Here is a 26,210-nt window from a genome sequence, read left to right as displayed (position 1 = left end):
AGTGTTCAAATGTGTGGCATCGTCGGAATCGTCGGCAACCAGAATGTGGCCGGGCAACTCTATGACGGCTTGGCCGTGTTGCAGCATCGTGGTCAGGACGCGGCGGGCATCGCCACTGCCGATGGTACTCGGCTGCGCGTGCAGAAGGCCAACGGCCTGGTGCGCGATGTCTTCGACGAGAAACGCATGGCGGTGCTGGAAGGACGTGTCGGCATCGCCCACTGTCGCTATCCCACCGCCGGCTCGGAAGGGATGGACGAGGCACAGCCGTTCTACGTCAACTCGCCCTACGGTATCGCGTTGGCCCACAACGGCAATCTGATCAACACCGAGGCGTTGCGCCAGCAGGTGTTCGAAGCCGACCGTCGCAACATCAACACCGACTCGGACAGCGAAGTGCTGTTGAACGTGTTCGCCTACGAGCTGGACGCGCAGCGCATGTTGACCCCGGAAGCGGCGATCCGCGCGGTGGCCGGCGTGCATCGTCGCTGCAAGGGCGGCTATGCGGTGGTCAGTGTGGTGCTGGGCCTGGGGTTGGTCGCGTTCCGCGATCCGCACGGCATCCGCCCGCTGGTGTTGGGCAAGCGCGCGGGCGTGGAGGGCGATGAGTATATCGTCGCGTCAGAATCCTCGGCACTGGACATTCTTGGCTTTGCCCGCGTGCGCGATGTGCGGCCCGGCGAGGCCCTGGTCATTACCGGTCGCGGCGAACTGTTCTCCGAAGTCTGTGCCTTGCCCACCCAGCACACGCCCTGCATCTTCGAATACGTGTACTTCGCCCGCCCGGACTCGATGATCGATAACGTCTCGGTGCACAAGGCGCGCATGCGCATGGGCATGAAGTTGGGCGAGAAGATCCTGCGCCTGCGGCCGGACCACGACATCGACACCATCATCCCGATCCCGGACACCTCGCGCGATGCCGCACTGGAAATGTCCAACGTGCTCGGAGTGAAGTACCGCGAGGGCTTCGTCAAGAATCGCTATATCGGCCGCACGTTCATCATGCCGGGGCAGGGCGAGCGGGTGAAGTCGGTGCGCCGCAAACTCAACCCGATCCATCTGGAGTTCCGCAACCGTGTGGTGCTGCTGGTGGACGATTCGATCGTGCGCGGCACCACCAGCCGGCAGATCGTGCAGATGGCGCGCGAAGCCGGCGCACGCAAGGTCTACCTGGCCAGCGCCGCACCGCCGGTGCGCTATCCCAACATCTACGGCATTGACATGCCGGCCGCCGACGAACTGGTCGCGCATGGTCGCAGCGAAGAGGAAGTGCAGGAGTTTCTGGGGTGCGACTGGTTGATCTACCAGGATCTGGAGGATCTGGAGACGGCCGTGCGCGAGGGGAATCCAGAACTGAAAACGTTCGATTCCTCCTGTTTCAACGGCCACTACACGACGGGTATTGAACCGGACTATTTCGAGCGCATCATGCAGTTGCGCTCGGATGAGGCCAAGCGCAAGCGCCGTGCCTGAGCGCCATGACGCTGCCGCTGCGGTGGATCGTGCGGTGGTGCCTGTCGGTCTGCTCGCGCCGTATGGCGAGGGTGTGGTATGCACCTGCGATGCCGTGACCGGCGATCTATACCGCGCCGCCCGCGTTTGCCTGGATGCGGCCGATCCGGCCGAGAAAGTGGCTTTGACCCAGCGTTATGCAGCGGCCTGGCGCAACGGTGAACTGGCGATATCGGCCACAACGCCGACGCCCGAACCGATGCGTATGCCAGGGCGGCCGGAGCGCCCGTTGCTGGTGCATCCGCGTGCGTTGCCGCGGCGTGGGCTCGGTAGTCCCGAGGGCCGCGCTGCCTTCGTTCATGCCATCGCGCATATCGAACTCAACGCGATCGATCTGGCCTGGGATGCGGTGTATCGTTTCCGCGGCCTGCCGACGGCGTTCTATGCCGATTGGGTGGCGGTAGCGGATGACGAGTCGCGCCACTTCGTACTGTTGCGCGACCGCCTGCACGCGCTGGGGCATGCCTATGGCGATTTCCCCGCGCATAACGGTCTGTGGGAGATGTGCGAGAAGACCGCACATGATGGTCTGGCGCGGATGGCGCTGGTGCCGCGGGTGCTGGAGGCGCGCGGGTTGGATGTGACCCCAGGCATGATCGCCAAATTGCGCGCGCTCGGCGATGAGGCCACTGCGCAGATTCTGGAACTGATCCTGCGCGAGGAAGTGGCGCATGTCGCTGCTGGTTCGCGCTGGTACCGCTGGTATTGCGAACGCGCGGGGATCGAGCCTCGCGCACGCTTCGCCGGGCTGCTGCGCGAATACGCTGGCGGTTACCTGCACGGTCCGTTCAATCTGCAGGCGCGCCTGCTGGCCGGTTTTGACGAAGACGAACTGCTGGCATTGCAGCATCAGGCCGATTGAGTCGGTCACAGACATGGTCGGTGCTGGGTGCACACTGTGCGTGCGAGAACATCGAGCGCGATGTCGCTTCTGATCAGGTGGTGGAGAGCCTGTCGCCGTCGAACCTGCCGCGAACCATATTGCCGTGTGCCACGCGCACGGCGGTGGCTGTCCAGGCGATCCCGCAGGCCGTGTCAGTCAGTGGCTGTTTTCGGTACTAGCGCGGGTACGCCCATTTGCTACGACGTGGTCGATGGCCTCGGCGATGCGCGACACCAGCGCGCCCTCGGGCAAACGCTGTGTTACAGGTGTTGCAACCGACATCCTTGCGCATCCGCGTGCAGGACCGAACCCTGTTCGTACCAATCGCCGAGCACGATGCGGGTACAGGCACGGCCATCGACGTCCAGCGCATGCACGGCGGGCCGGTGGGTGTGGCCGTGGATCATGCGCGCGACGCCGTAGCGCGCGAAGGTCGCTGCCACCTCAGCCGGGGTCACGTCGGTGATGGTCTCGAATTGCGCGTGATCGTCTTGCTTCAGTTCGGTCTGGCGCGCCTGGCTAGCGGCGCGCGCCTGTTGCGCGTAGGCGATGCGTGCTTGCAGCGGTTGCGCCAGGAACTGCTGCTGGAATGCCGGGTCCCGGGTCTGCGTGCGGAACGCCTGGTAAGCGGTGTCGTCGGTGCACAGCAGGTCGCCATGCAGCAGCAGTGTGGGCTCGCCGTACAAATCGATCACGCAGGGCTCGGGCAGCAGGCGGATGCCGGCACGCTGCGCGTAGTCGGCGCCGAGCAGGAAATCGCGGTTGCCATGCATGAAGAACACCGGCACGCCAGCGTCGTGCAGTGCGCGTAGTTCCACCGCCACCGCATCGGCGGCAGCCGATGGCGTGTCGTCGCCGATCCATGCCTCGAACAGGTCGCCGAGGATGTACAACGCCTCGGCCTGGCGCGCCTCGCTGCGCAGGAAGCCCAGGCACAGGTCGGTGATGGCCGGTCGTGCCGGATCCAGATGTAGGTCGGAGATGAACAACGTGGTCATTGCGGCATTGTAATACCCGCACTTGGGACCGGGAATTGGCAACAGCGCGTCATGACGTTGCGCAGTTCCGTAGACCTGTTGCTGCGGATGCCAGTGTGCGGCGGATCATCTGCTATCGCGGTCGAGCGCAGCCTTGCTTTTCGGGTCGCAGGTCACGTGGTCCCGGCGCTTGCTCATCCCACCATCCATAGTGACAGCCCGGCCAACAGCGTACCGATGCCGGTGGCGGCAAGCACGTCGCTGGGGTAATGCAGGCCCAGCACCACGCGCGACAACGCCACGCAGGCGATGAACGGCACCAACAGCGGCGCCAGCCAAGGGTAGTAGGCCAGGGCGACGATGCCGAAGGACACCGCATGCAAGGTGTGACCGGAGGGGAAACTGAACTCGTCCAGCGGCGCCACCCAGGCGCGGATGCGCAAGTCGGCGGCATAGGGGCGCGGGCGCCGCGTCCAGCGTTTCAGACCTTTGTACAGGCTCAATGCGACCACGCCGGTGGCGGCCATGTGTGCGGAGGCGAAGACGCCGTTCATGCCGTCGCAGCACACCAGCAAGGTCATCAGTGCATACCAGAACACGCCATCGCCGAGCCGGCTGATCAGCGAGAAGAAGTGCCGCACCGAGCGCCGTCGGCACCAATGGTTGGCGCGTCGGCACCAGCGTGTCTCGTGCCCGCGCAGGGTGTCAAGCCGCGTCGACATGGAGCCTCCGGGTGTCTGCCAGTTCGCCGAGAAGTGCATCGAAATCGGCGACGACCCGCTCCGGACGCAGCGGTCGCATCGTCGCGCAGGCCGCTTCCCCCAGGCGTCGGCGCAGGGCATCGTCGCTACCCAGGCGCAGCGTTGCGGCGACGAACGCGGTGTCGTCGGCCACGGCCGCGCCGTTGCTGCCGTCGCGCAGGTATTCGCGTGCCGCACCGTAGTCGAAGGCGACGGTGGCCACGCCGCTGGCCATGGCTTCCAGGGTCACGTTGCCGAAAGTTTCGCTGCGGCTCGGGAACAGGAACAGGTCGCCGCTGGCGAAGTGGCGGGCCAGTGCGTCGCCACGCTGCACGCCGCAGAAGATGAAGTCGGGATTCTCCTGCGCCAGGCGCTCGCGCAGCGGGCCGTCGCCCACCCACACGAAGCGTGCACTCGGGCGGATTTTCTGCAACTGGCGGAACGCCTGCACCGCCAGCGGCAGATTCTTCTCCGAGGCGATGCGGCCGACGTACAGCACCGCGCAGTCATCGTCCTGCAGTCCCCATTGCCGACGCAGTTGTGCGTCGCGGCGTTGCGGTTCGAAGTGTTTGCTGTCTACCGCGCGCGCCAGCAGTCGGACTCGCTCGAAGCCCTGCTTGGTGAGGAATTCCAACAGTTCGCGGGTTGGCACCAGGGTCGCTTGGGCCTGGTTGTGGAAGCGCCGCATCCAGCGCAGCGCGGTCGATTGCAGCCAGGCTGCGCCGTATTGGGGCAGGTACTCATCGAAGCGGGTATGGAAGCCGGTGGCCACCGGAATGCCCAGGCGCCGCGCGCTACGCAGCGCCGACCAGCCGAGTGGACCTTCGGTGGCGATGTAGACCGCGTCCGGTCGCGCCGCTTGCCACAGCTGGGTCAGCCGTCGCGGCGCGGGCAGCCCGAACTTCAGCCCGGGATAACGCGGCAACGCCGCGCCGCGCACCAGGCGCAGATCCGCCATATCCGTGTCGCCGGCCTGACGTGGGCGTATCACCTCGACCGTATGGCCGCGTGCGCGTAGTCCTAATTCCAAGCCATGCACGGTCAGGGCGACGCCGTTGACCTCGGGGGGGTACGTCTCGGTGACGATCGCGTAGCGCATGCATAGGCTCCGGTTTGCCTAAGCTTCGCGTCGTGGAATGAAGCAAACATGTCCGACGTATGTAGAAATGATGACGCTCTGCCAGGGAGTTCGCTGGATCCGAATGCGTCGATGTGTCGATGCGTGGCCGTTGCTGTAGACAGAGGACGTGGCCGAGCGCCTCGCCGCAGCGCCCGCCACGGCGCTCGCGGCAACACGCTTACGCCACAAACGGCTGGAAGCTGATGCCGAGCCCGGCCATGCCCTCGACCTCGCCGATCAAATCGGCGCGTTGCAGTGGCCGCGATTCGAGCCAGGGTTGCGAGAGGATCAAGTGCAGCGTGTTGTCGTTGGCCTTCAGTTCCAACGACGGGATTGGATCGGCCTCGTGCGCGCGATGCAGCAGCACGGCCAGGCGTAGCAGGGCGGTCTTACGCTTGGCGCTGAGCAGCAGGCGGTCGGGTAGCGCGTCGAACGCGGTCTTGGGGACATTGCGTCGGTGCGCGCGCACCAGCGTGGCCAGCACTTGTTGCTCCTGGCGCGAGAATCCGGCGATGTCCGAATGCTCTAGCACATAGGCACCGTGCACATGGTATTGGCTGTGCGCGATGGCCTGGCCGAGTTCGTGCAAGCGCGCTGCCCAGCCGAGCATGCGTCCGTCGTCGGCATCCAGCGCCCAGTCGCCAGCGACCTGCGCGAACAGTGCCATCGCGGTATTTTCCACCCGCGCGGCCTGCGCTTCGTCGATGCCATAGCGCTGGGTGAGTGCGGCGATCGCGGTCTCGCGCGGGTCGTTTTCGCCCCCGCGGCCGAGCATGTCGTAGAGGATGCCCTCGCGCATGGCCGCCTTGCTCACCATGAGGTGTTGCAGGCCGAGTGCCTGGAAGGCGGCTTCCAGGATCAGCACGCCGCCAGCGATGATCGGGCGGCGGTCGGCGGACAAACCGGGTAGGTCGATGTCTTCGATACGCTTGGCCAGCAGGAGGCGGTCGCGCAGTTGCGGCAATGCCTCGGCGCTGATCCCGCCCTTGGTCAGTTTCATCGCCGCGCAGATCTCGCCGATCGCCTTGTGCGTGCCCGAGGACCCCATCGCTTCGTCCCAGCCCAGTGCGCGGTACTGCACTGCGAACTGCTGGAACTCGGCGCCGATGTCGGTCAGCGCGTCCTTCCACTTCTTTCTGGACAGCTTGCCGCCGGGAAAGAAACGCCGTGTGCTGGCGATGCAACCGGCCTGCAGGCTTTCCCGTTCCAGGGTCTGCAAGCCACGGCCGATGATGAATTCGGTGGAACCGCCGCCGATGTCGATCACCAGCCGGCGTTGGTCGGACTTGGGCGGCTGCGCGTGTGCCACGCCGAGGTAGATCAGGCGCGCTTCCTCGCGGCCGCTGACGACCTCGATGGGATGCCCGAGCGCGGTTTCGCCGGGGATTAAGAAGGTCTGTGGCGAGCGCAGTTGACGTACCGTGTTGGTGGCGAGCGCGCGAACGCGCAGCGACGGCAGGTCACGGATGCGTTGGCCGAAGCGGGCCAGGCATTCCAGCGCGCGCTGCCGCGCCTCGGCGGACAGGCCACCTTTGTGATCCAGGCCATCGGCCATGCGGACGGTTTCGCGCAGGCGATCCACGACCCGCAACTGTCCGAGCTGATAGCGGGCGACCACCATGTGGAAGCTATTGGAACCTAAATCGATGGCGGCCAGCAGGTCGCCGTCGCGCAGCGGCGGATAAGTGGGGGAAATAGCAGGCATGACGGAATGGTAGCCGATAGGTGACGTACTGCTCATGCGAGCGATACGACGCGGTCACAATCCGTCGAGCAGGGCGATCTGTGCTGAGTGCGGCGGTTGGTCCTGACCGGGTGCTAGCTTGTGGTAATTGCCGCTGGCGTCCAGTTCCCAGGCGTTGAGGTTGTCGGCCAAATAGTTTTGCAACACTTCGCGTTGAATTCGCTTGACCAGATCCGGGGCCAGGATCGGAAAGCCGGTCTCCACGCGCCGCAGTAGATTGCGTTCCAGCCAGTCCGCGCTGGCGCAGAACAGTTCAGGTGCGCCATCGTTGCCGAACCAGTAGATGCGGCTGTGTTCGAGGAAGCGACCGACGATCGAGCGGACCCGGATGTTGTCGGAGACGCCGGGGACGCCGGGGCGCAGCGTGCAGGCACCACGGATGATCAGGTCGATCTTCACTCCCGCTTGGGAGGCGGCATACAGTGCGCGGATCACCTGCGGTTCGTTGAGCGCGTTCATCTTGGCGATGATGCGGCCCGGACGGCCAGCGGTGGCCAGTTTGGTCTCGCGCTCGATCCGGTGCAGCACGCCCGGATGCAGCGTAAAAGGCGATTGCAGCAGGCGCTTGAGACGGATCTTCGGCGCCAGCCCCGACAGTTGTTGGAACAACAGATGCACATCGTTGCCGATGTCCACGTCGGCGGTGATCAAGCTCAGGTCGGTATAGGCGCGCGCGGTGCCGCTGTGGTAATTGCCGGTGCCCAGATGGACGTAGCGGCGTAGTTTGCGCCCCTCGCGGCGCACGATCAGCAGCATCTTGGCGTGGGTCTTGTAGCCGACCACGCCGTATACCACTTGCACGCCGGCTTCCTGCAGGCGGTCGGCCAGACCCAGATTGGCCTCTTCATCGAAGCGCGCGCGCAGCTCCACGACGACGGTGACGTCCTTGCCATTGCGCGCGGCCAGCACCAACGCATCGACGATCGCCGAATCCTTGCCAGTGCGGTACAGGGTCTGCTTGATCGCCAGCACGTTCGGGTCGATCGCCGCCTGTTTGATCAGGTCCAGCACCGCGGTGAACGCGTCGAAGGGATGATGCAGCAGGACGTCGCCAGCCGCAGCGATTTCGAAGATGCCCTCGTTGTCGCGCAGCGTGCGCGGATTCATCGGCGGATACTTCAGGTCCAGTCGCTGTACCAGGTCATAGACTTGGTTGACCCGGCTCAAGTTGACCGGGCCGTTGATGCGGTAGAGCGCGTTCTCGGGCAAGGCGAAGTTTTGCAGCAGGGTGCGCACGATGGACTTCGGGCAATCTTCGGCGATCTCCAGTCGTACCGCCGGTCGATAGCCGCGGTTGACCAGTTCGTCGCGCAGCGCCAGCGCCAGGTTCTCCACTTCCTCTTCGTCCACCACCAGTTCGGAGTTGCGGGTGACGCGAAATTGGTAAGAGCCGGTCACCTCCATGCCAGGGAACAACTCGTCGACGAAGGTTGACAGCACCGAGGACAGGAACACGAAGCTCTGCCCGCCGTCGGCCAGACTTTCCGGCAATTGGATGATGCGCGGTAGCGAGCGCGGTGCGCGCACGATGGCCAGGTGGCCGACGCGACCGAACGCGTCCACGCCTTTCAGCACTACGACAATGTTTAGCGATTTATTGAGGATCTTCGGGAACGGATGCGCCGGGTCCAGCCCCAATGGCGAGAGAACCGGCATGATCTCGTTGCGGAAGTAGGCGCGTAGCCAGCGTTTCTGCCGCGCGTTCCAGGAATGGCGTCCGAGCACGCCGATGCCGGCATCTTTCAACGCCGGGCGCAGGACTTCGTTCCAGCAGCGGTATTGTTGGTCGACCAATTGTGCGGCGCGGTCGTGGATCGCGTTGAGGATCGCGCTCGGACTCATCCCGTCCGGCGCAGGCGGCAGGCCAAATTCCTGCGCATGGCGCACGGTGGCCGCGCGGATCTCGAAGAATTCGTCCAGATTGGTGCAGGAAATGCACAGGAAGCGCAGCCGCTCCAGCAAAGGTACCTGCGGGTCCTGCGCCTGCGCCAGCACGCGGAAATTGAAGTCCAGCTGCGATAGTTCGCGATTGAGATACAGCGATGGATCGCGCAATGGGTCGCTAGGGACGTCCGGTGGTGGCGTGGGCGGCAGAGCGATGGCGCGTGGCATGGCGATACTCGTTAGTCAGCGAACAGGGTGGCATGTTCCTGCCGCCGATGCACGCGCCCTGCGCCAAAATGGCAGGAGAAGGTACTGCCCTTGCCGACTTCGCTTTCGATTCCCAGCCGCGCCTGATGCAGGCCCAGCACGTGCTTGACGATCGACAGCCCCAGCCCGGTGCCGCCGCTTTCGCGCGAACGGCTACTGGAAACCCGGTAGAAACGTTCGGTGATGCGTGGCAGGTGATGTGCCGGGATGCCGTAGCCGCTGTCGCGTACCGACAGCACGGCGCCATCGCCTTCGCGGGCAAAACGGATATGGATCGTGCCGCCGGCCGCGGTATAGCGCACGGCGTTGGTCACCAGGTTGGAGAAGGCGCTGTGTAGTTCTTTGTTCGACCCGATCAGGTCGCAGTCGGCGTTGTCGTGCACTTCGATGCAATGGCGTCCCTGGCTGTGCGCTTCGGCCTCGCGGCGCAGCGTGGCCAGCATCGGTCCCATCGCGATGCTCTCTTCGTTGGCATGCTCCTGCGACTCCAGCCGCGAGAGCGTGAGCAGGTCTTCGACCAATTGGGTCATGCGCTGCGATTGCTTGCGCATCTCGGCGATCATCTGTCCGGAATTGGGGAAATCCTCCGGGTCGAGCATGTCCAGATAGCCGTGCACCACGGTCAGTGGCGTGCGTAACTCGTGGGAAACGTTGGCGACGAAATCGCGACGCACTTCTTCCAGTCGCAGCAACTTGCTGACGTCGCGTGCGACCAGCAGCCAATAGTCTTCCGAATAGGGGATCAGGCGTAGGTTGAGGCGCAGACGATCATCGATCGGTGAAGGCGTGTCCAGCATCGGTTCGGCATTGCGTCCGTCACTCAGCCAGTGCGTCAACGGCATCGGCTGCAGCCGTTCCACCACCAGGACACCGAGATCGCTGGGGTGATGGAGGCCGAGTAGCGTGCCTGCGGCCTCGTTGAACCATTGGATGCGCTGGCTATTGCGATCGATCACCACCACCGCATCCGGCAATGCGGCGGCGGCGGCGCGGTAGGCGCGCAGCATGTCCAGCAGTCGTCGCTTACGCGTGCGCATTTCCGCTTGGCCGCGGTACATCAGCCTGTCCAGTTCGTTCCACACGCCGGTCCCGGCCGGGGGTTCCCAGCGTTGACGCGCAGTCAGTCGGCTCAGCACCCGGCGCAGCCGCCAGTAGTGCCAGGCCATGACCGCCAGCGACATCACCGTCAGCGCCATCCAGACGTGGTCACCGATCCAGCCGACCAGCAATGCCGACAAGAGCAGCGCGGCAAGCGTGCCGAGGGTTTTCAACCAGGCGGAGCGGATGTGGCGGGGCATCGGTAACGCAGCCTCTCGCAAAAAGAGTGATCCGCCCGCCGTAGCGCAGGCGAGGGCGGGGGTTAGATGGATGCAGAGAAGCGATATCCAGAGCCACGCACGGTCTGCACCATGTTCTCCACGGCGAATGGTTCGAGCGTCTTGCGCAGACGGCGGATGTGCACGTCGATGGTGCGCTCCTCCACGTAAACGCTGCCGCCCCACACGTGATCCAGCAATTGTGCGCGGCTGTACACGCGTTCGGGGTGGGTCATGAAGAAATGCAGCAGGCGGTATTCGGTCGGACCGATCGGGACCGGCGCGTCGCCGGCGAATACCCGGTGCGCGGCGCCGTCGATGCGCAGGTTGCCGACCGAAACGCTACCGTCCTCGTCGTCCTCGCGAGTCCGGCGCATCACCGCGCGGATCCGCGCCAGCAACTCGCGCGCGGAAAAGGGCTTGACCACGTAGTCGTCGACGCCGGCTTCAAGGCCCCCGACCCGGTCGTTTTCCTCGCCGCGGGCGGTGAGCATGATGATCGGCACTTCGCGGGTCATCGCATCCTTGCGCCAGCGCCGTGCCAGCTCCAGACCGCTGGTGCCGGGCAGCATCCAGTCCAGCAGGATCAGGTCCGGAACCCGGTCGGCGATCAGGCTCTGCGCTTCCCGCGCATCCCCGGCATGCACGGGTTCGAAGTCGCCTTTGCGCAGTGCAAACGCAACCATGTCGCGGATGGCGGGCTCGTCGTCGACGATCAGGATGCGTTTCTGCACAACGGCACCGTGGAACTGTGGAGGTAGGTCGTCAGTAGACTACGGTTTTATTGCGGTTAAGTGACGCATGCGGCGGTCGCGTTTCAGTGCCGTTGCATTTCCGGGTCTTGCACGCCCAGACGGCGTAATTCCAGCACGGTCGGGGTGATGGCGGCGATGCGCGCATCGATCCGTGCACGTGCCACGTAATCCAGATCGCCGCGCTTCTTCAGGTTGTTCAGTTGGATCAGGGCCTGTTCCGGGTGTCCGTTCAGGTAGGCGGCTTCGGCGTAGGCTTCGCCTGCGCGGGTGTCGTCGCCGGCCAGCTCGCAGGCGCGGGCGAAGGTGCGTTGGAACACCGGGTCCTCCGTCGCCGTGCCCAGTAGGGGGCGTAGCGCGGCCTGCGCGCGCTTCCCCGCCGCGCGTCCGCCTTGTTCGTTGAGCACTGTGGCCAAGCTCAGGGCGACCGCGCGGTTGTTGGGCATGCGCTTGAGTAGTGCGTCGAAGCGTTGCTCGGCTTGTTGGGGGTGTCCGTTGCGTGCCTCCGCTTCGGCCACGGCCAGACTCAGCCACCAGTTGTCCGGGTGCGCTTGCAGCAAGCTCTCCAGTGTCTTGGCGGCTTCCTGCGGGTTGCCGCCGCCGCGCAACCGCGCTAGCGCCAGTCCATAGCGCTGGGCATCGCTCAGGCCCTGCTTGCTGCCTTGGCGAAGGCCCTCGTACTCGCGTACCGCATCGGCTGGGGTGTTGGCGCTGAGGACGCGCAGGCGTTCGCGTGCCCAATCGAACTGGCCGCTGACACCGTGCGAATAGCTGGCGAACGGCAGTTGCAGGCTGCCTGGCAGTAATGGATTGCTCGGCGCGCCCAGGGGCTGGCTGAGCGATACGTCATTGGGGTTGACGCGCTCTTGCAAGGTGCCGCCCGGCACGCTGGTGATCAAGGTCAGGGTGTTTTTCTTCATCTGCTCGGCGCGTTCGTGCGCTTCGCTGATACGGGTGGCGGTGACCGGGTGGGTCATCAGGAAGTCCGGTGTGCTGTAACCGCCCTGGTTGCCGCGCATCGCCAGCGACATGCGGTCGAAGAAGTCGGCCATCGCATCGACGTCGTAGCCGCTGCGCGCCAGCGTACGGATGCCCAGGCGATCGGCTTCCGACTCGTTGGAACGGGTGAAGTTGATCTGCCGTTGCTGCATCAGCCCCAAGCCGCTGGCGATTGCCGCCTGGGTCGCCTGGCCGCCGGAGCGGCCACCGGCTTGCTGCGCGGCCACCACTGCGGCGAGCATGCCGAGCAGGATCGGCACTTGTTCGCGCTGCGCGCGCTCTACCCCGCGCAGCACGTGCTTCTGAGTGATGTGGGCGATTTCGTGCGACAGCACCGCGGCTACTTCGTCCTCGCGCTCGGCGATCAACACCAGGCCGGCATTGACCGCGACATAGCCGCCGAGGGTGGCGAAGGCGTTGATCTGGCGGTCGCGCAGCATGAAAAAGGTGAACTTCTGCTGCGGCTGATCGCTGTTGGCGCCGAGCCGGGTGCCGATGGTCTGCAGCCAGTCCTCGATCAATGGGTCCTCAAGGACATAGCCATAGCTGCGCAATTCGGCCAGCATCATCTTGCCGTACTCGGCCTGCCGTGCCGGGGTCAGCAGTTCGCCGGCCGAGGAGCCGATGTCCGGCAGCTTGCTCTCCTGTGCCGGGGCAACGGCGCAGGCGATGGCCAGGGTGATTGCAAAGGCAAGCGGCAGCAGGCGCAAGGCAGGCTCCATGATGGGGTTGGCGGCGCCGGGCGGCGTCCAGGGACGATGGCGAGTCCAGAGTGATCCGCAGTGTTGCGGTTGCGGACTCGAAAATCCACCCGGGCGCTACCATAGTGGCTTAGACCTTCCAGATTGCCCGGAGTTTCCCGTGGACAACCCAACCGTCGAGGCTGAGCAGGCCGGCCGGCCGCCGATCACTGTCTATTCCACCGCGATCTGTCCCTATTGCGTGGCGGCCAAGAATTTCCTCAAGAGCAAGGGGTTTAGCTGGAGCGAGGTGCGGATCGACCTAGATCCGGCGGAGCGCGACAAGATGGTCGCTCTGACGGGCCGCACCAGCGTGCCGCAGATCCTCGTCGGCGATGTCCATGTGGGCGGCTACGACGACATGATGGCGCTGCATCGGGCCGGCAAGCTGGAGCCGCTGCTTGCCGCAGGACTTGCTCCCGGGGACAAGGTATGAGTGCGGTGGGCGAGGGCGGCGGCGAGGAGCGCGTGCGTGCATTCACCGAGTTCCGGCAACGTATGAATCAGCGCATCCTGGCCGAGCCGAATCAGGTGGTAAGGCGCTTCTTCGCGCTGGATACGCAGACCTACCAGGCCGGTGCGCTGGACGTGAAGACCAAAGAGCTGCTCGGTCTGGTCGCTTCGCTCGTACTGCGTTGCGACGATTGCATCAGTTACCACGTGGCCCAGTGCAAGGACGCGGGGGTCAGCCGCGAGGAATTCTTCGAGACCTTCTCGGTGGGGCTGGTGGTCGGTGGTTCGATCGTCATCCCGCACCTGCGCCGTGCGGTGGATTTTCTGGACACCCTTGATGCCGGGACCGCCGTGCCGGCGGCGCATGCGCATGATTGACACTGTCTCCCGCTCCCTGGCCCATGCCGATGGCGCGCTGGCAGGGCTGTCGCGGTTTGGGTGCCTTCACTCGCTTCGGGCATAATTACACTTGAAACCTCATTGCGCCTGCAGCCCGGTTTCCGGGTGGCGCCCCTCATCATCATCTACGGGATCCGCAACTTATGACGCAGACAATCACGATCATCCGTGGCGATGGCATCGGCCCCGAGATCATGGACGCCACCCTGTTCGTGCTTGATGCGCTGAACGCCGGCCTGACCTACGAATATGCCGACGCTGGTCTGGTTGCACTGGAAAAGCATGGTGAGCTGTTACCTGCCGCGACGCTGGAATCGATCCGCAAGAACAAAGTCGCGCTCAAGAGCCCGCTGACCACGCCGGTAGGCGAGGGTTTCAGCTCGATCAATGTGGCCATGCGCCGCCAGTTCGACTTGTACGCCAACGTGCGTCCCGCAAAGTCGTTTCCCAACACCAAGTCACGCTTCGGTGCCGGGGTGGATTTGATCACCGTGCGTGAGAACACCGAAGGCGCGTATCTGAGCGAAGGTCAGGAAGTGTCCGCCGACGGCGAGACCGCGCTGTCGATGGCCAAGGTCACCCGCAAGGGCTCCGAGCGTATCGTCCGCTATGCCTTCGATCTGGCCCGTGCGACCGGCCGCAAGAAGGTCACCGCGGTGCATAAGGCCAACATCATCAAGTCCACATCGGGCCTGTTCCTGAAAGCGGCGCGGGAAGTCGCGGTGCACTATCCGGAGATCGAATTCCAGGAAATGATCGTCGATAACGCGTGCATGCAGTTGGTGATGCGCCCGGAACAATTCGACATCATCGTCACCACCAACCTGTTCGGCGACATCCTGTCGGACCTGTGTGCCGGCCTCGTTGGCGGCCTCGGCCTGGCGCCGGGCGCCAACATTGGTGTGGATGCGGCGATCTTCGAAGCCGTCCACGGTTCGGCCCCGGATATCGCCGGACAGGGCAAGGCCAATCCTTGCGCGCTGCTGCTGGGCGCGGCGCAACTGTTGGACCACATCGGCCAGCCAAAGAATGCCGAACGTTTGCGCAATGCCATCGTCGCCACGCTGGATGCCAAGGACGGTTTGACGCCGGACCTGGGCGGTAGCGGCAACACCATGGGCTTCGCCAAGGCCATCGCCAGCCGCCTGTGAGGTGAGGTTCGGCGGAAGCGGTTAAGAAAACAGGGCGCCATGTGGCGCCCTGTTGCGTTGCGGGTCGGGAACTTGCCGGGTGTGCCGTCAATTCCGCGATTGCAGCTTCGACAGCAGGCGCAGGAACTCGATATACAGCCACACCAGCGTGACCATCAGGCCGAACGCGCCATACCATTCCATGTATTTGGGCGCGCCCTGTTTCACGCCGTTCTCGATGAGATCGAAGTCCAACACCAAGTTCAGCGCTGCCACCACGACCACGAACAGGCTGAACACAATGCCGACCGTGCCCGATCCATGGATGTAGGGAATCTGGATGTGGAACAGGCCCAGCACGGCGGTGACCAGATACACCAGGGCGATGCCGCCGGTGGCCGCGACCACGCCTAGTTTGAAGTTTTCGGTGGCCTTGATCATGCCGCTGCGGTAGGCGAACAGCAACGCGAACAGGGTGCCGAAGGTGAGCATGACCGCTTGCAGCACGATGCCGTTGAAGCGGTGTTCGTACAGTGCCGAAATCGACCCAAGGAAGAAGCCCTCCACCAGCGCGTACAGCGGCGCGGTGATCGGCGACCAGTTCTTTTTCAGCGTGGTGATCAGGGCCAGGACGAAGCCACCGATCGCGCCGCCCAGGACGTAGCCGATGACGCCCGGTGCGACTATCTCACGGCCTGCGGCATCGACAGAAAGCGATTGGCTCCATGCGAATGCGGCGGTCAGGACGGTCAGCAGCAGCAAGGCGCCGGTCTTGTTGATGGTGCCGTTCAGGGTCATCGCTCCGCCATCGCGCGCGATCACCGCGCCGCTGCCGAGGTCGAGGAAGGTGGATTCTTTCAGCGCAGGGTTGCCGCTGCGGATCATGCTGTTTCTCCAATTGAAAATTTGCCCCGACCGATGTCGGTGGCAGATGTCGAGCATAGCGTAGGCGATGTTGCGCGCGCGCGACGTTGACAGGCAGGCGCCAGCTTCCCACAATAGCCGGCCTTCGCAGCCTCGGCCGCGAGGGGTGTTCCGCCGGGGTATAGCGCAGTCTGGTAGCGCGCCTGCTTTGGGAGCAGGATGTCGGGGGTTCGAATCCCTCTACCCCGACCAATCCGATGTGCAACGGCGCAGAGGATGCGACAATCCGGGATGGGCGCCCGTAGCTCAACTGGATAGAGCACCGGCCTTCTAAGCCGGCGGTTACAGGTTCGATTCCTGTCGGGCGCGCCACATCGGCGTCGGGCAGGTAATGCAAGTTTTCAATGGTGGCTGTAGCTCAGCTGGTTAGAGTACTGGATTGTGATTCCAGATGTCGGGGGTTCGAGTCCCCTCAGCCACCCCATTGACCGCGTGAACCGCTGCTTTTCCAAGTGTTGCAAGCAAGTCAGAAAGCACATACGATGCGCGACTAAGTTTCAGGGCCGTTAGCTCAGTTGGTAGAGCAGTTGACTCTTAATCAATAGGTCCAAGGTTCGAATCCTTGACGGCCCACCAAAAATAAAAAGGCGCCTGCTTAAACAGGTGCCTTTTTCTTTTGCGCCTGGCCTGCAACAATGTGTCTCGGCAGGCGCGTCCAGCGCCGCAGCGCGAAAGTGGCGGAATTGGTAGACGCCCTGGTTTTAGGTACCAGTGCCGCAAGGCGTAGGGGTTCGAGTCCCCTCTTTCGCACCATCCATCGGCCATGCCTGGCAAGGTCTCAAGGCCCGATAGGACCACCTGCTCCCGTCGCTCGTTCAGGGCGTGCGCTCTTGCGCTGGCAGGCATGGCTGGAATAGGCGAAACTATCCGGCTGCGGTCGTCCCGTACCCGCGTCCAATCCGTATTTTTCTATATCGTGCCGAGAGCCATGCGCTCCCGGTGGCAGGAGTCCACATGCAAGCTTCGATTGAAACCACCGGTACCCTGGAACGGCGTTTGACCTTCACCCTGCCGGAGGAGCGTCTGCAAAGCCATGTCGGCGGTCGCCTGCGCGAAGTCGCGCGCACCGCCCGGATCAAGGGCTTCCGTCCCGGCAAGATCCCGGCCAAGGTAATCGAGCAGCGTTTCGGACCGCAGATCCGCGCCGAGGCGTTGGATGGCCTGCTGCGCGAGACCTTCGACTCGGCGGTGCGCGAGCACGCGCTGCGTCTGGCCGGCAATCCGCGTATCGACCGTGCCGACGACAACGCGTTGCAGTTCGTGGCCACGTTCGAGGTGGTGCCGGATTTTGGCGACATCGACGTTTCCGCGTTGCAGGTGATTCGCCATACCGCCGAGGTCACCGATGCCGACATCGCGCAGATGATCGAGAACCTGCGTCTGCAGCGCCGTACCTGGCAGCCGGCCGGGCGCGCGGCGCAGGACGGCGATCTGGTGACCCTGGAGACTTGGTCGCAGGTGGGTGATGAGCGTTTGCCCGCCGAAGGTGTGGAGAAGGGCAGTAGCGTGATCGGCTCGGGTGTCATGTTCCCGGCGATCGAGCAGGGCTTGCTCGGCCTGTCCAAGGACGAGGAAAAGACCCTGGAGGTCGATTTTCCTGCGGACTGGCGCGTGCCGCAGTTCGCCGGCAAGCGGGTACAGGTGCATGTGAAGGCTGTCGAGGTCGCTGCCCCGGTGTTGCCGGAGGTGGACAAGGAGTTCATCAAGAGCTTTGGCGTGAAGAGCGGCGATCCCGAACAGTTCCGCAAGGACATTCGGGTCAATCTGGAGCGTGAACTCAAAGGGGCGCTGATGAATCGCCTGCGCCGCGAGGTCGGCGAGCAACTGATCGCGGCCTATGCGTCGGTGGAAATGCCGCCGCGTCTGGTCGAGAACGAAGCGCGAGCGATGCTGGCCGAACAGGTCGAGCAGATGCGTCGCGCCGGCCGCGATCCGGGTCAGGTGCCGGATGATGCGCATCATGGCTTTCTGGATGCCGCACGCAAGCGCGTGCTGGTCGGCCTGTTGGTTGGCGAGGTCGCGCGTCGCAACGAGTTGCGGTTGGACCCCAAGCGGGTTTCGGAGACTCTGCGTTTGATCGCTTCGACCTACGAGGAGCCGGAACAGGTCATTGAGATGTACCGCAACGATCCCCAATTGATGGGGGGGCTGCAGAGCCGCGTGATGGAGGAGCAGGTGATCGATTGGATCGCCGAGCGCGCCCAGCACACCGAGCAGGCGATGACGTTCCAGGAAGCGATCCGGCAATAAGGTGATCGCCATGCCGCGGCCCGCATCGTGCATGCGGGTTGCGGATGTAAACCTAGCCTCCGCAGTTGCGGGGGTGGACATGAGAAGCCCTGCGCACCCCGTGCAGGCACGACATACAGCAGCAGGAGATCACCGCGTGGACAATGTCACCAAGGCCTTGAATCTGGTTCCGATGGTGGTCGAGCAGACCAGTCGCGGCGAGCGCGCTTACGATATTTACTCGCGTTTATTGAAGGAGCGCCTCATTTTCCTGGTCGGCCCGATCGACGACCACATGGCCAATGTGGTCGTGGCGCAGTTGCTGTTTCTTGAAGCGGACAATCCTGAAAAGGACATCAGCCTCTACATCAATTCCCCTGGCGGCGTGGTCACTGCGGGCATGGCGATCTACGACACGATGCAGTACATCAAGCCGGACGTGAGCACCATCTGTGTCGGTCAGGCGGCGTCGATGGGGGCGCTGTTGCTGGCCTCGGGCGCAGCCGGCAAGCGCTACGCACTGCCGAATTCGCGAGTGATGATCCACCAGCCGCTGGGAGGCTTCCAGGGGCAGGCCACCGATATCGACATCCACGCCCGTGAGATTTTGACGCTACGTGCGCGACTGAACGAAGTTCTGGCCAAGCACACCGGCCAGTCGCTGGAAACGATTGCCCGCGACACCGAGCGCGACAACTTCAAAAGTGCCGTCGATGCGCAGGCCTACGGGCTTGTCGACCAGGTGCTGGAGCGTCGTCCTGATGAGTCGATCCAGCCGGCATAAGGCTTGCATGTCCTGCAAAACGTGGCGTATTCCGCAGGGTCGGGGTCGGGCTAGCGTCCATCCGGCCCTGTGTTATTCTCGAAATCGAACCCCCGTGCATCGGGTGGGGTAACTGGGTAAGCGAAGCTAATGAGCGAAGATCGGCAAGGCCGTTCCGGCGACAGCAACAAGATTCTTTACTGCTCGTTCTGCGGGAAGAGTCAACACGAGGTCCGTAAGCTGATTGCGGGGCCCAGTGTGTTCATCTGCGACGAATGCGTCGAGTTGTGCAACGACATCATTCGCGAGGAGCTCGAGGAAAAGGCGCAGTCCGCACGCAGCAGCCTGCCCAAGCCGCGCGAAATTCTGGAAGTGCTCGACCAGTATGTGATCGGCCAGCAGCGCGCCAAGCGCACGCTGGCCGTGGCGGTGTACAACCATTACAAGCGTATCGAGAGTCGGCAGAAGAACGACGAGGTCGAACTCGCCAAGTCCAACATCCTGCTGGTCGGCCCGACTGGTTCTGGCAAGACGCTGCTGGCCGAGACGTTGGCGCGCTTGCTCAATGTCCCGTTCACCATCGCCGATGCGACCACGTTGACCGAAGCCGGCTACGTGGGCGAGGACGTGGAGAACATCATCCAGAAGCTGCTGCAGAAGTGCGATTACGACGTCGACAAGGCGCAGCATGGCATCGTCTATATCGACGAAATCGACAAGATCTCGCGCAAGAGCGAGAACCCGTCGATCACTCGCGATGTGTCCGGCGAAGGCGTGCAGCAGGCGCTGCTGAAGCTGATCGAAGGCACGGTCGCCTCGGTACCGCCGCAGGGCGGGCGCAAGCATCCACAACAGGAATTCCTGCAGGTGGACACCAAGAACATCCTGTTCATTTGCGGCGGCGCCTTTGCCGGCTTGGACAAGGTGATCCAGCAGCGCTCCAACGATGCCGGCGGCATCGGCTTCGGCGCGAAGGTCAAGAGCGTCGAGCGCAAGCGCGAAGTTGGCAAGATCCTGGCCGAAGTCGAGCCGGAAGACCTGATCAAGTTTGGTTTGATTCCCGAGTTCGTCGGTCGTCTGCCGGTGGTCGCCACGCTTGAGGAACTGGACGAGCCGGCGTTGATCAAAATTCTGACAGAGCCGAAGAACGCGATCACCAAGCAGTTCAAGAAGCTGTTCGAGATGGAAGGTGTGGAACTGGAATTCCGTCAGGACGCGCTGCTGGCCATCGCCAAGAAGGCGCTTAAGCGCAAAACGGGCGCGCGTGGCTTGCGCACCATCGTCGAGTCTGTGCTACTGGACACCATGTACGAACTCCCGTCGCAGGAGAACGTCAGCAAGGTGGTCGTGGACGAGTCGGTGATTGAGCACAAGTCCGAACCCTACCTGATCTATCAGACTCCTCCGGCGCCGGCCAAACTGGCATCTGCGGAGTGAGCCGGACGGCACCTACGGCACAGCAGATGGTCCGGAATGTGCGGTAAATCGCTGAAACGGAAGGAAATCTATCGGCGCCCTTGCATCATCCTGGCGATGGCCCCATAACGGGGCCATCGGCGTTTTTATGGTCGCCGTCACGTGTTAACGCCTCCCATATCGGAATCCTCATGGCCCAGTCCTCATCCGAAGTCCTCGACCTGCCGGTCCTGCCGTTGCGCGACGTGGTGGTCTTTCCGCATATGGTGATCCCGCTTTTCGTCGGCCGCGACAAATCGATGCGTGCGCTCGAACATGCGATGGAGGCAGACAAGCGCATTTTGTTGGTCGCGCAGAAATCCGCCGAGACCGACGATCCGGTGGCGGTCGATCTGTACAACGTCGGTACGTTGGCGCAGGTGCTGCAACTGCTGAAGCTGCCCGATGGCACCATCAAGGTGCTGGTCGAAGGTCTTTCGCGGGTCAGTGTGAACAAAGTGGTCGAGCGCGACGGTGCGCTCCAGGGCGAAGGCCGCGAGATCGATGCCGCTGAGTCGCGCGAGGAGCGTGAGGTGGAGGCCATCGCCCGTTCCTTGATGTCGCTGTTCGAGCAATACGTCAAGACCAACCGCAAATTGCCGCCGGAGTTGTTGCAGACGTTATCGGGTATTGATGAGCCCGGACGTCTGGCCGATACCATCGCCGCGCACATCGGTGTGCGTCTGGCCGACAAGCAGCGCCTGTTGGAAACGCTACAAGTGGGCGAGCGGCTGGAGATGCTGGTCGGTCTGGTCGATGGCGAGATCGACGTGCAGCAGTTGGAGAAGCGCATCCGCGGTCGGGTCAAGTCGCAGATGGAGAAAAGTCAGCGCGAGTACTACCTCAACGAACAGATGAAGGCGATCCAGAAGGAACTGGGCGACCTCGACGATGCGCCGGGTGAACTGGAAGAACTGGCGCGTAAGATCGCCGAGGCGGGCATGCCCAAGCCGGTGGAGACCAAGGCCAAGGCTGAACTCAACAAGCTCAGGCAAATGTCGCCGATGTCCGCCGAAGCCGCGGTAGTGCGTAACTATCTCGATTGGCTGCTGGGCGTGCCGTGGAAAAAGCGCAGCAAGGTGCGCAAAGACCTGAAGGTGGCACAGGAAACCCTGGATGCCGATCACTACGGATTGGAAAAGGTCAAGGAGCGCATCCTCGAGTACCTCGCCGTGCAGTCGCGGGTGAAGCAGATGAAGGGGCCGATCCTGTGCCTTGTCGGGCCGCCGGGTGTTGGCAAGACCTCGCTCGGTCAGTCCATTGCCAAGGCCACCAATCGCAAGTTCGTGCGGATGTCGCTGGGGGGCGTGCGCGATGAGGCGGAGATCCGTGGACATCGCCGTACCTACGTCGGTTCAATGCCTGGGCGCATCGTGCAGAACCTCAACAAGGTCGGTAGCAGGAATCCTTTGTTCGTGCTCGATGAAATCGACAAGATGTCGATGGATTTCCGTGGCGATCCGTCCTCGGCGCTGCTGGAAGTGCTCGATCCGGAGCAGAACAACGCCTTCAACGACCACTATCTGGAAGTGGATCTGGATCTGTCCGAAGTGATGTTCGTGGCGACCTCCAATTCGCTCAACATCCCTGGCCCGCTGCTGGATCGCATGGAGGTGATCCGCATCCCCGGCTATACCGAGGACGAGAAGCTCAATATCGCCACGCGTTACCTGACGCCCAAACAGCTCAAGGCCAACGGGCTGAAGCAGGACGAATTGGAAATCGGTGCCGACGCGATCCGCGATATCGTGCGTTACTACACGCGCGAGTCCGGTGTACGCAACCTCGAACGTGAGGTCGCCAAGATCTGTCGCAAGGTGGTCAAGGAGATCGCGCTGGCTGGTCCAGTGTCGGCGGCCGTGGCAAAGAAAACGGCAGCGAAGAAGAGCGGTGCACGCAAGGACAAGGCGCGGGTCAGCGTCGGCTCCAAAAATCTGGAAAAATACTTGGGCGTGCGTCGCTTCGACTTCGGTCGTGCCGAGGAGCAGAATGAGATCGGTCTGGTCACGGGGCTGGCCTGGACCGAGGTCGGTGGCGATTTGCTGCAGATCGAATCGACCCTGGTACCGGGAAAGGGAGCGGTGATCCTGACCGGCCAACTCGGCGATGTGATGAAGGAATCAGCATCGGCGGCCTTGTCGGTGGTGCGTTCGCGCGCCGAGCGGCTCGGCATCGAAGCTGATTTCCTGCAGAAGCAGGATGTTCACCTGCATGTACCCGATGGTGCCACGCCCAAGGATGGTCCCAGCGCGGGCATCGCGATGGTGACCTCACTCGTGTCGATGTTGACCAAAGTGCCAGTGAAGGCGGATGTGGCGATGACCGGCGAAATTACGTTGCGTGGTCGCGTTTCGGCGATCGGTGGGCTCAAAGAGAAGTTGCTGGCGGCGTTGCGCGGCGGCATCCGTACCGTGCTGATCCCCGAGGAAAACCGCAAAGATCTGGCCGACATTCCTGAAAACGTGACCCGCGATCTGAAGATCGTGTCGGTGAAGTGGATCGACGAAGTGCTCGATCTGGCGCTGGAGCGGCCGTTGACGCCCAAGGCCACCACCACCGACGGCGAGCGGGCGACAGCGGTGCGGCGCAAGCAAAAGGCGTCGTCGAATGCGCGTGTTAAGCACTGATACGCGCTGAACCGGGTTCACGTAACTAGCTCAAACCCTCGCCGTTGCTGGCTTTTCGGCTTGCGCGGGTATGAGCCCACTGGTATAAATGCAAGGCTTGCAAGCACCTTAAACGGACATGCTTGGTAGTGCAAATCAATCGGGGCCTCGTTTAGACGAGGCAGGCCAAGCCAATACCCGATCCTTAATTCCGCGGTTTTCTACCGCACATGGAGTCATCAAGAAATGAATAAAGCCGAACTGAACGACGCTATCGCCGCTGCTGCCGATATTTCCAAGGCCGAAGCTGGTCGTGCCGTCGATGCCTTCGTGTCCGAAGTCACCAAGGCGTTGAAGAAGGGTGACAGCGTGACCCTCGTGGGCTTCGGCACCTTCCAGGTGCGTGATCGGGCCGAGCGCACCGGACGCAACCCGAAGACCGGCGACTCCATCAAGATCGCTGCGTCGAAGAACCCGACCTTCAAGGCTGGCAAAGCGCTGAAAGATGCCGTAAACTAACCGACTCGCTGGGGTGCTTAGCTCAGCGGTAGAGCGTCTCCTTTACACGGAGAGGGTCGGGGGTTCGAAACCCTCAGCACCCACCAAAGCACCACACAGCACGTTTCAATCGCGGAGTGGTAGTTCAGTCGGTTAGAATGCTGGCCTGTCACGCCGGAGGTCGCGGGTTCGAGTCCCGTCCACTCCGCCAGTTGTGCCGAAGCCTCTGAGAAATCAGGGGGCTTCTTTTCTCGCAGAAACCGCGCCCCGTTTCAGTCTGGCCGGGCCGCTCCGGGAATTCAGGCTATCGTGCCTGTCTCCGTTCGAATGCGGAGTGGTAGTTCAGTCGGTTAGAATGCTGGCCTGTCACGCCGGAGGTCGCGGGTTCGAGTCCCGTCCACTCCGCCATGTTGTACGCAAACCCTCCGAGTGATCGGGGGGTTCTTTATTGATGTCTTTCCCGTGTTCTTTCGGTGCGGGGCCGCGTTCTCTCGGTGCTTGCCCCCGTGACGTGGTTCGTCCTGCACACCCTTCCGCCGTGGGGCGTGAAGCGGGTTAAACTGGGCGGCTCGCTCATAGGCCTTTGGTTCCCAATGCTGCAGACACTCCGCGAAAAGACCTCGGGCTGGATCGCCACTGCGATCATCGGCCTATTGATGATTCCGTTTCTGTTCGTCATCGATACCGGCTACCTCGGTGGCGTCGGTGCCAATAACGTGGCTAAGGTGCAGGCGCCGCCGTCGTGGTGGTTGTCGGCGCCGTCGTGGTGGCCCGTCTCTTTGCTGTGGCAGCATCACGAGATCAGCACGGAACAGTTCCGGATGGGCTTCGAGCAGGCGCGTCAGCAGGCACGCCAGCAGCAGGGCGAGGCGTTCGACCCACGCGAGTTCGAGAGCATCGACAACAAGCGCAAAGTGCTGGACCAACTGATCGACGAGCAGGTGGTCAAGTTGGCGGCCGAGCAGGCTGGCGTGGTCATCGGCGACGCTAGCGTGCGCGATTACATCGCCAGCATTCCGGCCTTCCAGAACAACGGCAAGTTCGATCCGGAGCGTTATCGTTTGGCGCTGGCGTCGGGCACGCCGCCGCGCACGCCGGCCATGTTCCAGCAACTGGTGCGCGATGCGCTGCAGCAGTCGGTGATTCCCACTGGCCTGATGGAGTCGGCGTTCGGTAGCAAACAGGAAACCGAGCGCCTGATGAAAATGCTGGGCGAGACCCGCGACGTGGAGTTGGCAATGCTGCCGGAGATGCCGGCCGACACCGCGCCGGTCAGCGATGCGCAGGTGCAGCAGTGGTACGACACGCATACCTCCGACTTCAAGCAGCCGGAAACCGTGTCGATCGAGTACGTCGAATTGAACGCAGCCAAGCTGCCGGCGTCCAAGCCGGCCGATGAGGCCACCTTGCGCAAGCGTTACGAGGAAGAAAAGGCACGTTTCGTCGAACCCGATCAGCGCCTGGCTTCGCACATCTTGATCAGCGCTGGCAAGGACGCGGCTTCGCAGAAGGCGGCCGAGGCCAAGGCGGTCAAGCTGGCCGCCGAGGCCAAGCGGCCCGGCGCCGATTTCGCCGCATTGGCCCGTGCCAACTCCGACGATCCCGGTTCCAAGAACGCTGGCGGCGATCTGGGTTGGGTGGAGAAGGGCGTGATGGTGAAGCCGTTCGAGGATGCGTTGTTCGCGATGAAGCCCGGCGAGATCGTCGGCCCGGTGAAGAGCGAGTTCGGCTACCACGTGATCCAATTACGCGAGGTCAAGGGCGGCAAGGGTAAGTCGTTCGAGCAGGTGCGCGACCAGCTCGCCAGCGAACAATTGCAGGCCGACAACGAAAAGGCTTTAAGCGCATTGAGCGGCAAGCTGGTGGACGAGGTCTATAAGAACCCGACCGAGCTGGCGTCGGCGGCGAAGGACGTTGGTTTGCCGGTGCAGACCCTAGGTCCGTTCACGCGTGCCAGCGCCAGTGGGATTGCGGCGCAGCCGGCAGTGTTGCGGGCGGCATTCTCCGACGCGCTGGTGCAGGACGGTACGGTCAGCGACCCGATCAATCTGGGGCCGAACCATAGCGTGATGATCCGCGTCACCCAGCACCAGCCGGAGCAGATCCTGCCGTTGGCCAAGGTGCACGAGCAGGTGATTGCCGCAGTGCATGCCGACCGTACCGCCAAAGCGGCGGCAGCCAAGGCCGACGCCTTGCTGGTGCGGCTGCGCAAGGGCGAGACCTTGCAGGCGCTGGCTGGCTCGGAGAAGTTGCAGGTCAACCCGATGCCCGCTCTGTCGCGCAGCCCGATGCCTAGTCCCGAAGCCAATCGCACGATCTTCAGCGCACCGCGGCCGGTGGCTGGCAAGCCGTCGTTTGGGAAGGTCGCATTGCCGCCCGCAGCGCCGGGTGCCGGCGGCAAGCGCTATGCCCTGTTCGCGGTCACCAAGGTGATGCCTGGCGATTTGAGCAAGGTGCCGGCCGAGCAACAGACCACGTTCAAGCAGCAGTTGGCGCAGATCGAAGGCGCGGCCGATGCCAAGGCCTACGTCGATGCCATGCGTAAGCGTTACAAAGTGAGCGTGCAGGAAGCGCAGTTGTAGTAAGCGCGTGTCGTCCCTCGATGGCATGTATAGACAAGACAGGCCCGGCTGGCATTGCCGGGCCTGTCGCGTTTTGGACGGGTGGGACCGTCTCAATGTGTGTGGCGTGTGCAACGCGTCTGTTTGCGACGTGCGGGATGTCGCGTCGTCGGCTTGCCCAATCCGCGTGCGGTACGGGTGCTTGAGTATTCGATGCCTGCCGCGCGATTGCTGGCCTTTGCGTTGGATGCTGTA

At 63.3% G+C, this 26,210-nt stretch carries 20 protein-coding genes and 8 tRNA genes; 19 read left to right on the top strand and 9 right to left on the bottom strand.

Annotated elements, in window-relative coordinates:
• Positions 1 to 9: 9 nt before the first annotated feature.
• Together purF and XalbCFBP2523_RS09100 are read left to right on the top strand one after the other, a co-directional pair.
• Positions 10 to 1,476: an amidophosphoribosyltransferase gene (purF, locus tag XalbCFBP2523_RS09105; protein WP_012915107.1), complete on the top strand. Its 1,467-nt coding sequence runs from the start codon at positions 10 to 12 to the stop codon at positions 1,474 to 1,476.
• 73 nt (positions 1,477 to 1,549) lie between these two features.
• Positions 1,550 to 2,377: a ferritin-like domain-containing protein gene (locus tag XalbCFBP2523_RS09100; protein ID WP_045766620.1), complete on the top strand. Its 828-nt coding sequence runs from the start codon at positions 1,550 to 1,552 to the stop codon at positions 2,375 to 2,377.
• 281 nt (positions 2,378 to 2,658) lie between these two features.
• Here the strand turns inward: XalbCFBP2523_RS09100 and lpxH are convergent, their stop codons facing one another.
• The 8 genes from lpxH to XalbCFBP2523_RS09060 all read right to left on the bottom strand — a co-directional run bounded on the left by lpxH (position 2,659) and on the right by XalbCFBP2523_RS09060 (position 12,907).
• The gene (lpxH, locus tag XalbCFBP2523_RS09095; RefSeq protein ID WP_045765278.1) at positions 2,659 to 3,396 is read right to left on the bottom strand and encodes a UDP-2,3-diacylglucosamine diphosphatase; all 738 of its coding nucleotides are present in this window, start codon (positions 3,394 to 3,396) and stop codon (positions 2,659 to 2,661) included.
• Positions 3,397 to 3,569: 173 nt separating this feature from the next.
• Positions 3,570 to 4,097 carry a phosphatase PAP2 family protein gene (locus XalbCFBP2523_RS09090; protein ID WP_012915110.1) on the bottom strand — a complete coding sequence of 176 codons (528 nt, stop codon included), beginning with the start codon at positions 4,095 to 4,097 and terminating at the stop codon, positions 3,570 to 3,572.
• Complete coding sequence (locus XalbCFBP2523_RS09085; RefSeq protein WP_012915111.1) at positions 4,081 to 5,214, bottom strand: glycosyltransferase family 4 protein; 1,134 nt, start codon at positions 5,212 to 5,214, stop codon at positions 4,081 to 4,083. Before XalbCFBP2523_RS09085 ends, XalbCFBP2523_RS09090 begins: the two co-directional genes overlap by 17 nt.
• 199 nt (positions 5,215 to 5,413) lie before the next feature.
• Positions 5,414 to 6,940: an exopolyphosphatase gene (gene ppx / locus XalbCFBP2523_RS09080; protein ID WP_045760428.1), complete on the bottom strand. Its 1,527-nt coding sequence runs from the start codon at positions 6,938 to 6,940 to the stop codon at positions 5,414 to 5,416.
• A gap of 54 nt (positions 6,941 to 6,994) precedes the next feature.
• Complete coding sequence (ppk1, locus tag XalbCFBP2523_RS09075) at positions 6,995 to 9,091, bottom strand: polyphosphate kinase 1 (RefSeq protein ID WP_045757680.1); 2,097 nt, start codon at positions 9,089 to 9,091, stop codon at positions 6,995 to 6,997.
• Positions 9,092 to 9,102: 11 nt separating this feature from the next.
• Complete coding sequence (gene phoR / locus XalbCFBP2523_RS09070; RefSeq protein ID WP_045757681.1) at positions 9,103 to 10,428, bottom strand: phosphate regulon sensor histidine kinase PhoR; 1,326 nt, start codon at positions 10,426 to 10,428, stop codon at positions 9,103 to 9,105.
• A 62-nt stretch (positions 10,429 to 10,490) separates the two neighbouring features.
• On the bottom strand, positions 10,491 to 11,180 hold the full coding sequence (gene phoB / locus XalbCFBP2523_RS09065) for a phosphate regulon transcriptional regulator PhoB (RefSeq protein WP_012915115.1): 690 nt from the start codon (positions 11,178 to 11,180) through the stop codon (positions 10,491 to 10,493).
• Positions 11,181 to 11,263: 83 nt separating this feature from the next.
• On the bottom strand, positions 11,264 to 12,907 hold the full coding sequence (locus XalbCFBP2523_RS09060; RefSeq protein WP_045761210.1) for a M48 family metalloprotease: 1,644 nt from the start codon (positions 12,905 to 12,907) through the stop codon (positions 11,264 to 11,266).
• 151 nt (positions 12,908 to 13,058) lie between these two features.
• Between XalbCFBP2523_RS09060 and grxC the strand changes: the two genes are divergently transcribed.
• The 3 genes from grxC (at position 13,059) to XalbCFBP2523_RS09045 (ending at position 14,940) form a co-directional block, all read left to right on the top strand.
• Positions 13,059 to 13,373, top strand: a complete 315-nt coding sequence (gene grxC / locus XalbCFBP2523_RS09055) for a glutaredoxin 3 (protein ID WP_045764257.1) — start codon at positions 13,059 to 13,061, stop codon at positions 13,371 to 13,373.
• Positions 13,370 to 13,768 carry a carboxymuconolactone decarboxylase family protein gene (locus XalbCFBP2523_RS09050; protein ID WP_045765279.1) on the top strand — a complete coding sequence of 133 codons (399 nt, stop codon included), beginning with the start codon at positions 13,370 to 13,372 and terminating at the stop codon, positions 13,766 to 13,768. Before grxC ends, XalbCFBP2523_RS09050 begins: the two co-directional genes overlap by 4 nt.
• A 164-nt stretch (positions 13,769 to 13,932) precedes the next feature.
• A complete protein-coding gene (locus tag XalbCFBP2523_RS09045; protein WP_045764259.1) occupies positions 13,933 to 14,940 on the top strand; it encodes an isocitrate dehydrogenase in 1,008 nt (335 codons plus the stop codon).
• 87 nt (positions 14,941 to 15,027) lie between these two features.
• Here the strand turns inward: XalbCFBP2523_RS09045 and XalbCFBP2523_RS09040 are convergent, their stop codons facing one another.
• Positions 15,028 to 15,804: a Bax inhibitor-1/YccA family protein gene (locus XalbCFBP2523_RS09040; RefSeq protein WP_012915120.1), complete on the bottom strand. Its 777-nt coding sequence runs from the start codon at positions 15,802 to 15,804 to the stop codon at positions 15,028 to 15,030.
• A gap of 154 nt (positions 15,805 to 15,958) precedes the next feature.
• Here XalbCFBP2523_RS09040 and XalbCFBP2523_RS09035 point away from each other — a divergent pair.
• The 14 genes from XalbCFBP2523_RS09035 to XalbCFBP2523_RS08970 all read left to right on the top strand — a co-directional run bounded on the left by XalbCFBP2523_RS09035 (position 15,959) and on the right by XalbCFBP2523_RS08970 (position 25,976).
• Positions 15,959 to 16,035, top strand: a tRNA-Pro gene (locus XalbCFBP2523_RS09035).
• A 43-nt stretch (positions 16,036 to 16,078) separates the two neighbouring features.
• Positions 16,079 to 16,155, top strand: a tRNA-Arg gene (locus XalbCFBP2523_RS09030).
• A 35-nt stretch (positions 16,156 to 16,190) separates the two neighbouring features.
• Positions 16,191 to 16,267, top strand: a tRNA-His gene (locus XalbCFBP2523_RS09025).
• A 76-nt stretch (positions 16,268 to 16,343) separates the two neighbouring features.
• Positions 16,344 to 16,419 (top strand) — tRNA-Lys (locus XalbCFBP2523_RS09020).
• Between the two features lie 92 nt (positions 16,420 to 16,511).
• Positions 16,512 to 16,596 (top strand) — tRNA-Leu (locus XalbCFBP2523_RS09015).
• A gap of 201 nt (positions 16,597 to 16,797) precedes the next feature.
• A complete protein-coding gene (tig, locus tag XalbCFBP2523_RS09010) occupies positions 16,798 to 18,093 on the top strand; it encodes a trigger factor (protein WP_012915121.1) in 1,296 nt (431 codons plus the stop codon).
• Between the two features lie 136 nt (positions 18,094 to 18,229).
• Entirely contained in the window at positions 18,230 to 18,856 is a 627-nt protein-coding gene (clpP, locus tag XalbCFBP2523_RS09005) for an ATP-dependent Clp endopeptidase proteolytic subunit ClpP (protein WP_045765280.1), read from the top strand.
• Positions 18,857 to 18,985: 129 nt separating this feature from the next.
• Positions 18,986 to 20,272, top strand: coding sequence for an ATP-dependent Clp protease ATP-binding subunit ClpX (clpX, locus tag XalbCFBP2523_RS09000; RefSeq protein ID WP_012915123.1), 1,287 nt, complete (start codon positions 18,986 to 18,988; stop codon positions 20,270 to 20,272).
• Positions 20,273 to 20,442: 170 nt separating this feature from the next.
• A complete protein-coding gene (gene lon, locus XalbCFBP2523_RS08995; RefSeq protein WP_012915124.1) occupies positions 20,443 to 22,917 on the top strand; it encodes an endopeptidase La in 2,475 nt (824 codons plus the stop codon).
• A 180-nt stretch (positions 22,918 to 23,097) separates the two neighbouring features.
• Positions 23,098 to 23,415, top strand: coding sequence for an HU family DNA-binding protein (locus XalbCFBP2523_RS08990; protein ID WP_170064232.1), 318 nt, complete (start codon positions 23,098 to 23,100; stop codon positions 23,413 to 23,415).
• A gap of 11 nt (positions 23,416 to 23,426) precedes the next feature.
• Positions 23,427 to 23,501, top strand: a tRNA-Val gene (locus tag XalbCFBP2523_RS08985).
• A gap of 27 nt (positions 23,502 to 23,528) precedes the next feature.
• Positions 23,529 to 23,605 (top strand) — tRNA-Asp (locus XalbCFBP2523_RS08980).
• Positions 23,606 to 23,725: 120 nt separating this feature from the next.
• A tRNA-Asp gene (locus XalbCFBP2523_RS08975) sits at positions 23,726 to 23,802 on the top strand.
• Between the two features lie 185 nt (positions 23,803 to 23,987).
• Positions 23,988 to 25,976 (top strand): peptidylprolyl isomerase, encoded by a 1,989-nt coding sequence (locus XalbCFBP2523_RS08970; RefSeq protein WP_045765281.1) that lies wholly within the window; start codon positions 23,988 to 23,990, stop codon positions 25,974 to 25,976.
• Positions 25,977 to 26,210 lie beyond the last annotated feature (234 nt).

Source organism: Xanthomonas albilineans, assembly GCF_002939705.1.
GTDB lineage: Bacteria > Pseudomonadota > Gammaproteobacteria > Xanthomonadales > Xanthomonadaceae > Xanthomonas_A > Xanthomonas_A albilineans.
The sequence above is the reverse complement of the archived record's forward strand: the minus strand, read 5'-3'. Positions and strand labels throughout refer to the sequence as shown.

Excerpts from the sequence above, each read along its gene's own strand:
- purF (WP_012915107.1), top strand. The coding sequence starts at position 10 with ATGTGTGGCATCGTCGGAATCGTCGGCAACCAGAATGTGGCCGGGCAA.
- lpxH (WP_045765278.1), bottom strand. The coding sequence starts at position 3,396 with ATGACCACGTTGTTCATCTCCGACCTACATCTGGATCCGGCACGACCG.
- XalbCFBP2523_RS09090 (WP_012915110.1), bottom strand. The coding sequence starts at position 4,097 with ATGTCGACGCGGCTTGACACCCTGCGCGGGCACGAGACACGCTGGTGC.
- XalbCFBP2523_RS09085 (WP_012915111.1), bottom strand. The coding sequence starts at position 5,214 with ATGCGCTACGCGATCGTCACCGAGACGTACCCCCCCGAGGTCAACGGC.
- ppx (WP_045760428.1), bottom strand. The coding sequence starts at position 6,940 with ATGCCTGCTATTTCCCCCACTTATCCGCCGCTGCGCGACGGCGACCTG.
- ppk1 (WP_045757680.1), bottom strand. The coding sequence starts at position 9,091 with ATGCCACGCGCCATCGCTCTGCCGCCCACGCCACCACCGGACGTCCCT.
- phoR (WP_045757681.1), bottom strand. The coding sequence starts at position 10,428 with ATGCCCCGCCACATCCGCTCCGCCTGGTTGAAAACCCTCGGCACGCTT.
- XalbCFBP2523_RS09050 (WP_045765279.1), top strand. The coding sequence starts at position 13,370 with ATGAGTGCGGTGGGCGAGGGCGGCGGCGAGGAGCGCGTGCGTGCATTC.
- XalbCFBP2523_RS09045 (WP_045764259.1), top strand. The coding sequence starts at position 13,933 with ATGACGCAGACAATCACGATCATCCGTGGCGATGGCATCGGCCCCGAG.
- XalbCFBP2523_RS09040 (WP_012915120.1), bottom strand. The coding sequence starts at position 15,804 with ATGATCCGCAGCGGCAACCCTGCGCTGAAAGAATCCACCTTCCTCGAC.
- tig (WP_012915121.1), top strand. The coding sequence starts at position 16,798 with ATGCAAGCTTCGATTGAAACCACCGGTACCCTGGAACGGCGTTTGACC.
- clpX (WP_012915123.1), top strand. The coding sequence starts at position 18,986 with ATGAGCGAAGATCGGCAAGGCCGTTCCGGCGACAGCAACAAGATTCTT.
- lon (WP_012915124.1), top strand. The coding sequence starts at position 20,443 with ATGGCCCAGTCCTCATCCGAAGTCCTCGACCTGCCGGTCCTGCCGTTG.
- XalbCFBP2523_RS08970 (WP_045765281.1), top strand. The coding sequence starts at position 23,988 with ATGCTGCAGACACTCCGCGAAAAGACCTCGGGCTGGATCGCCACTGCG.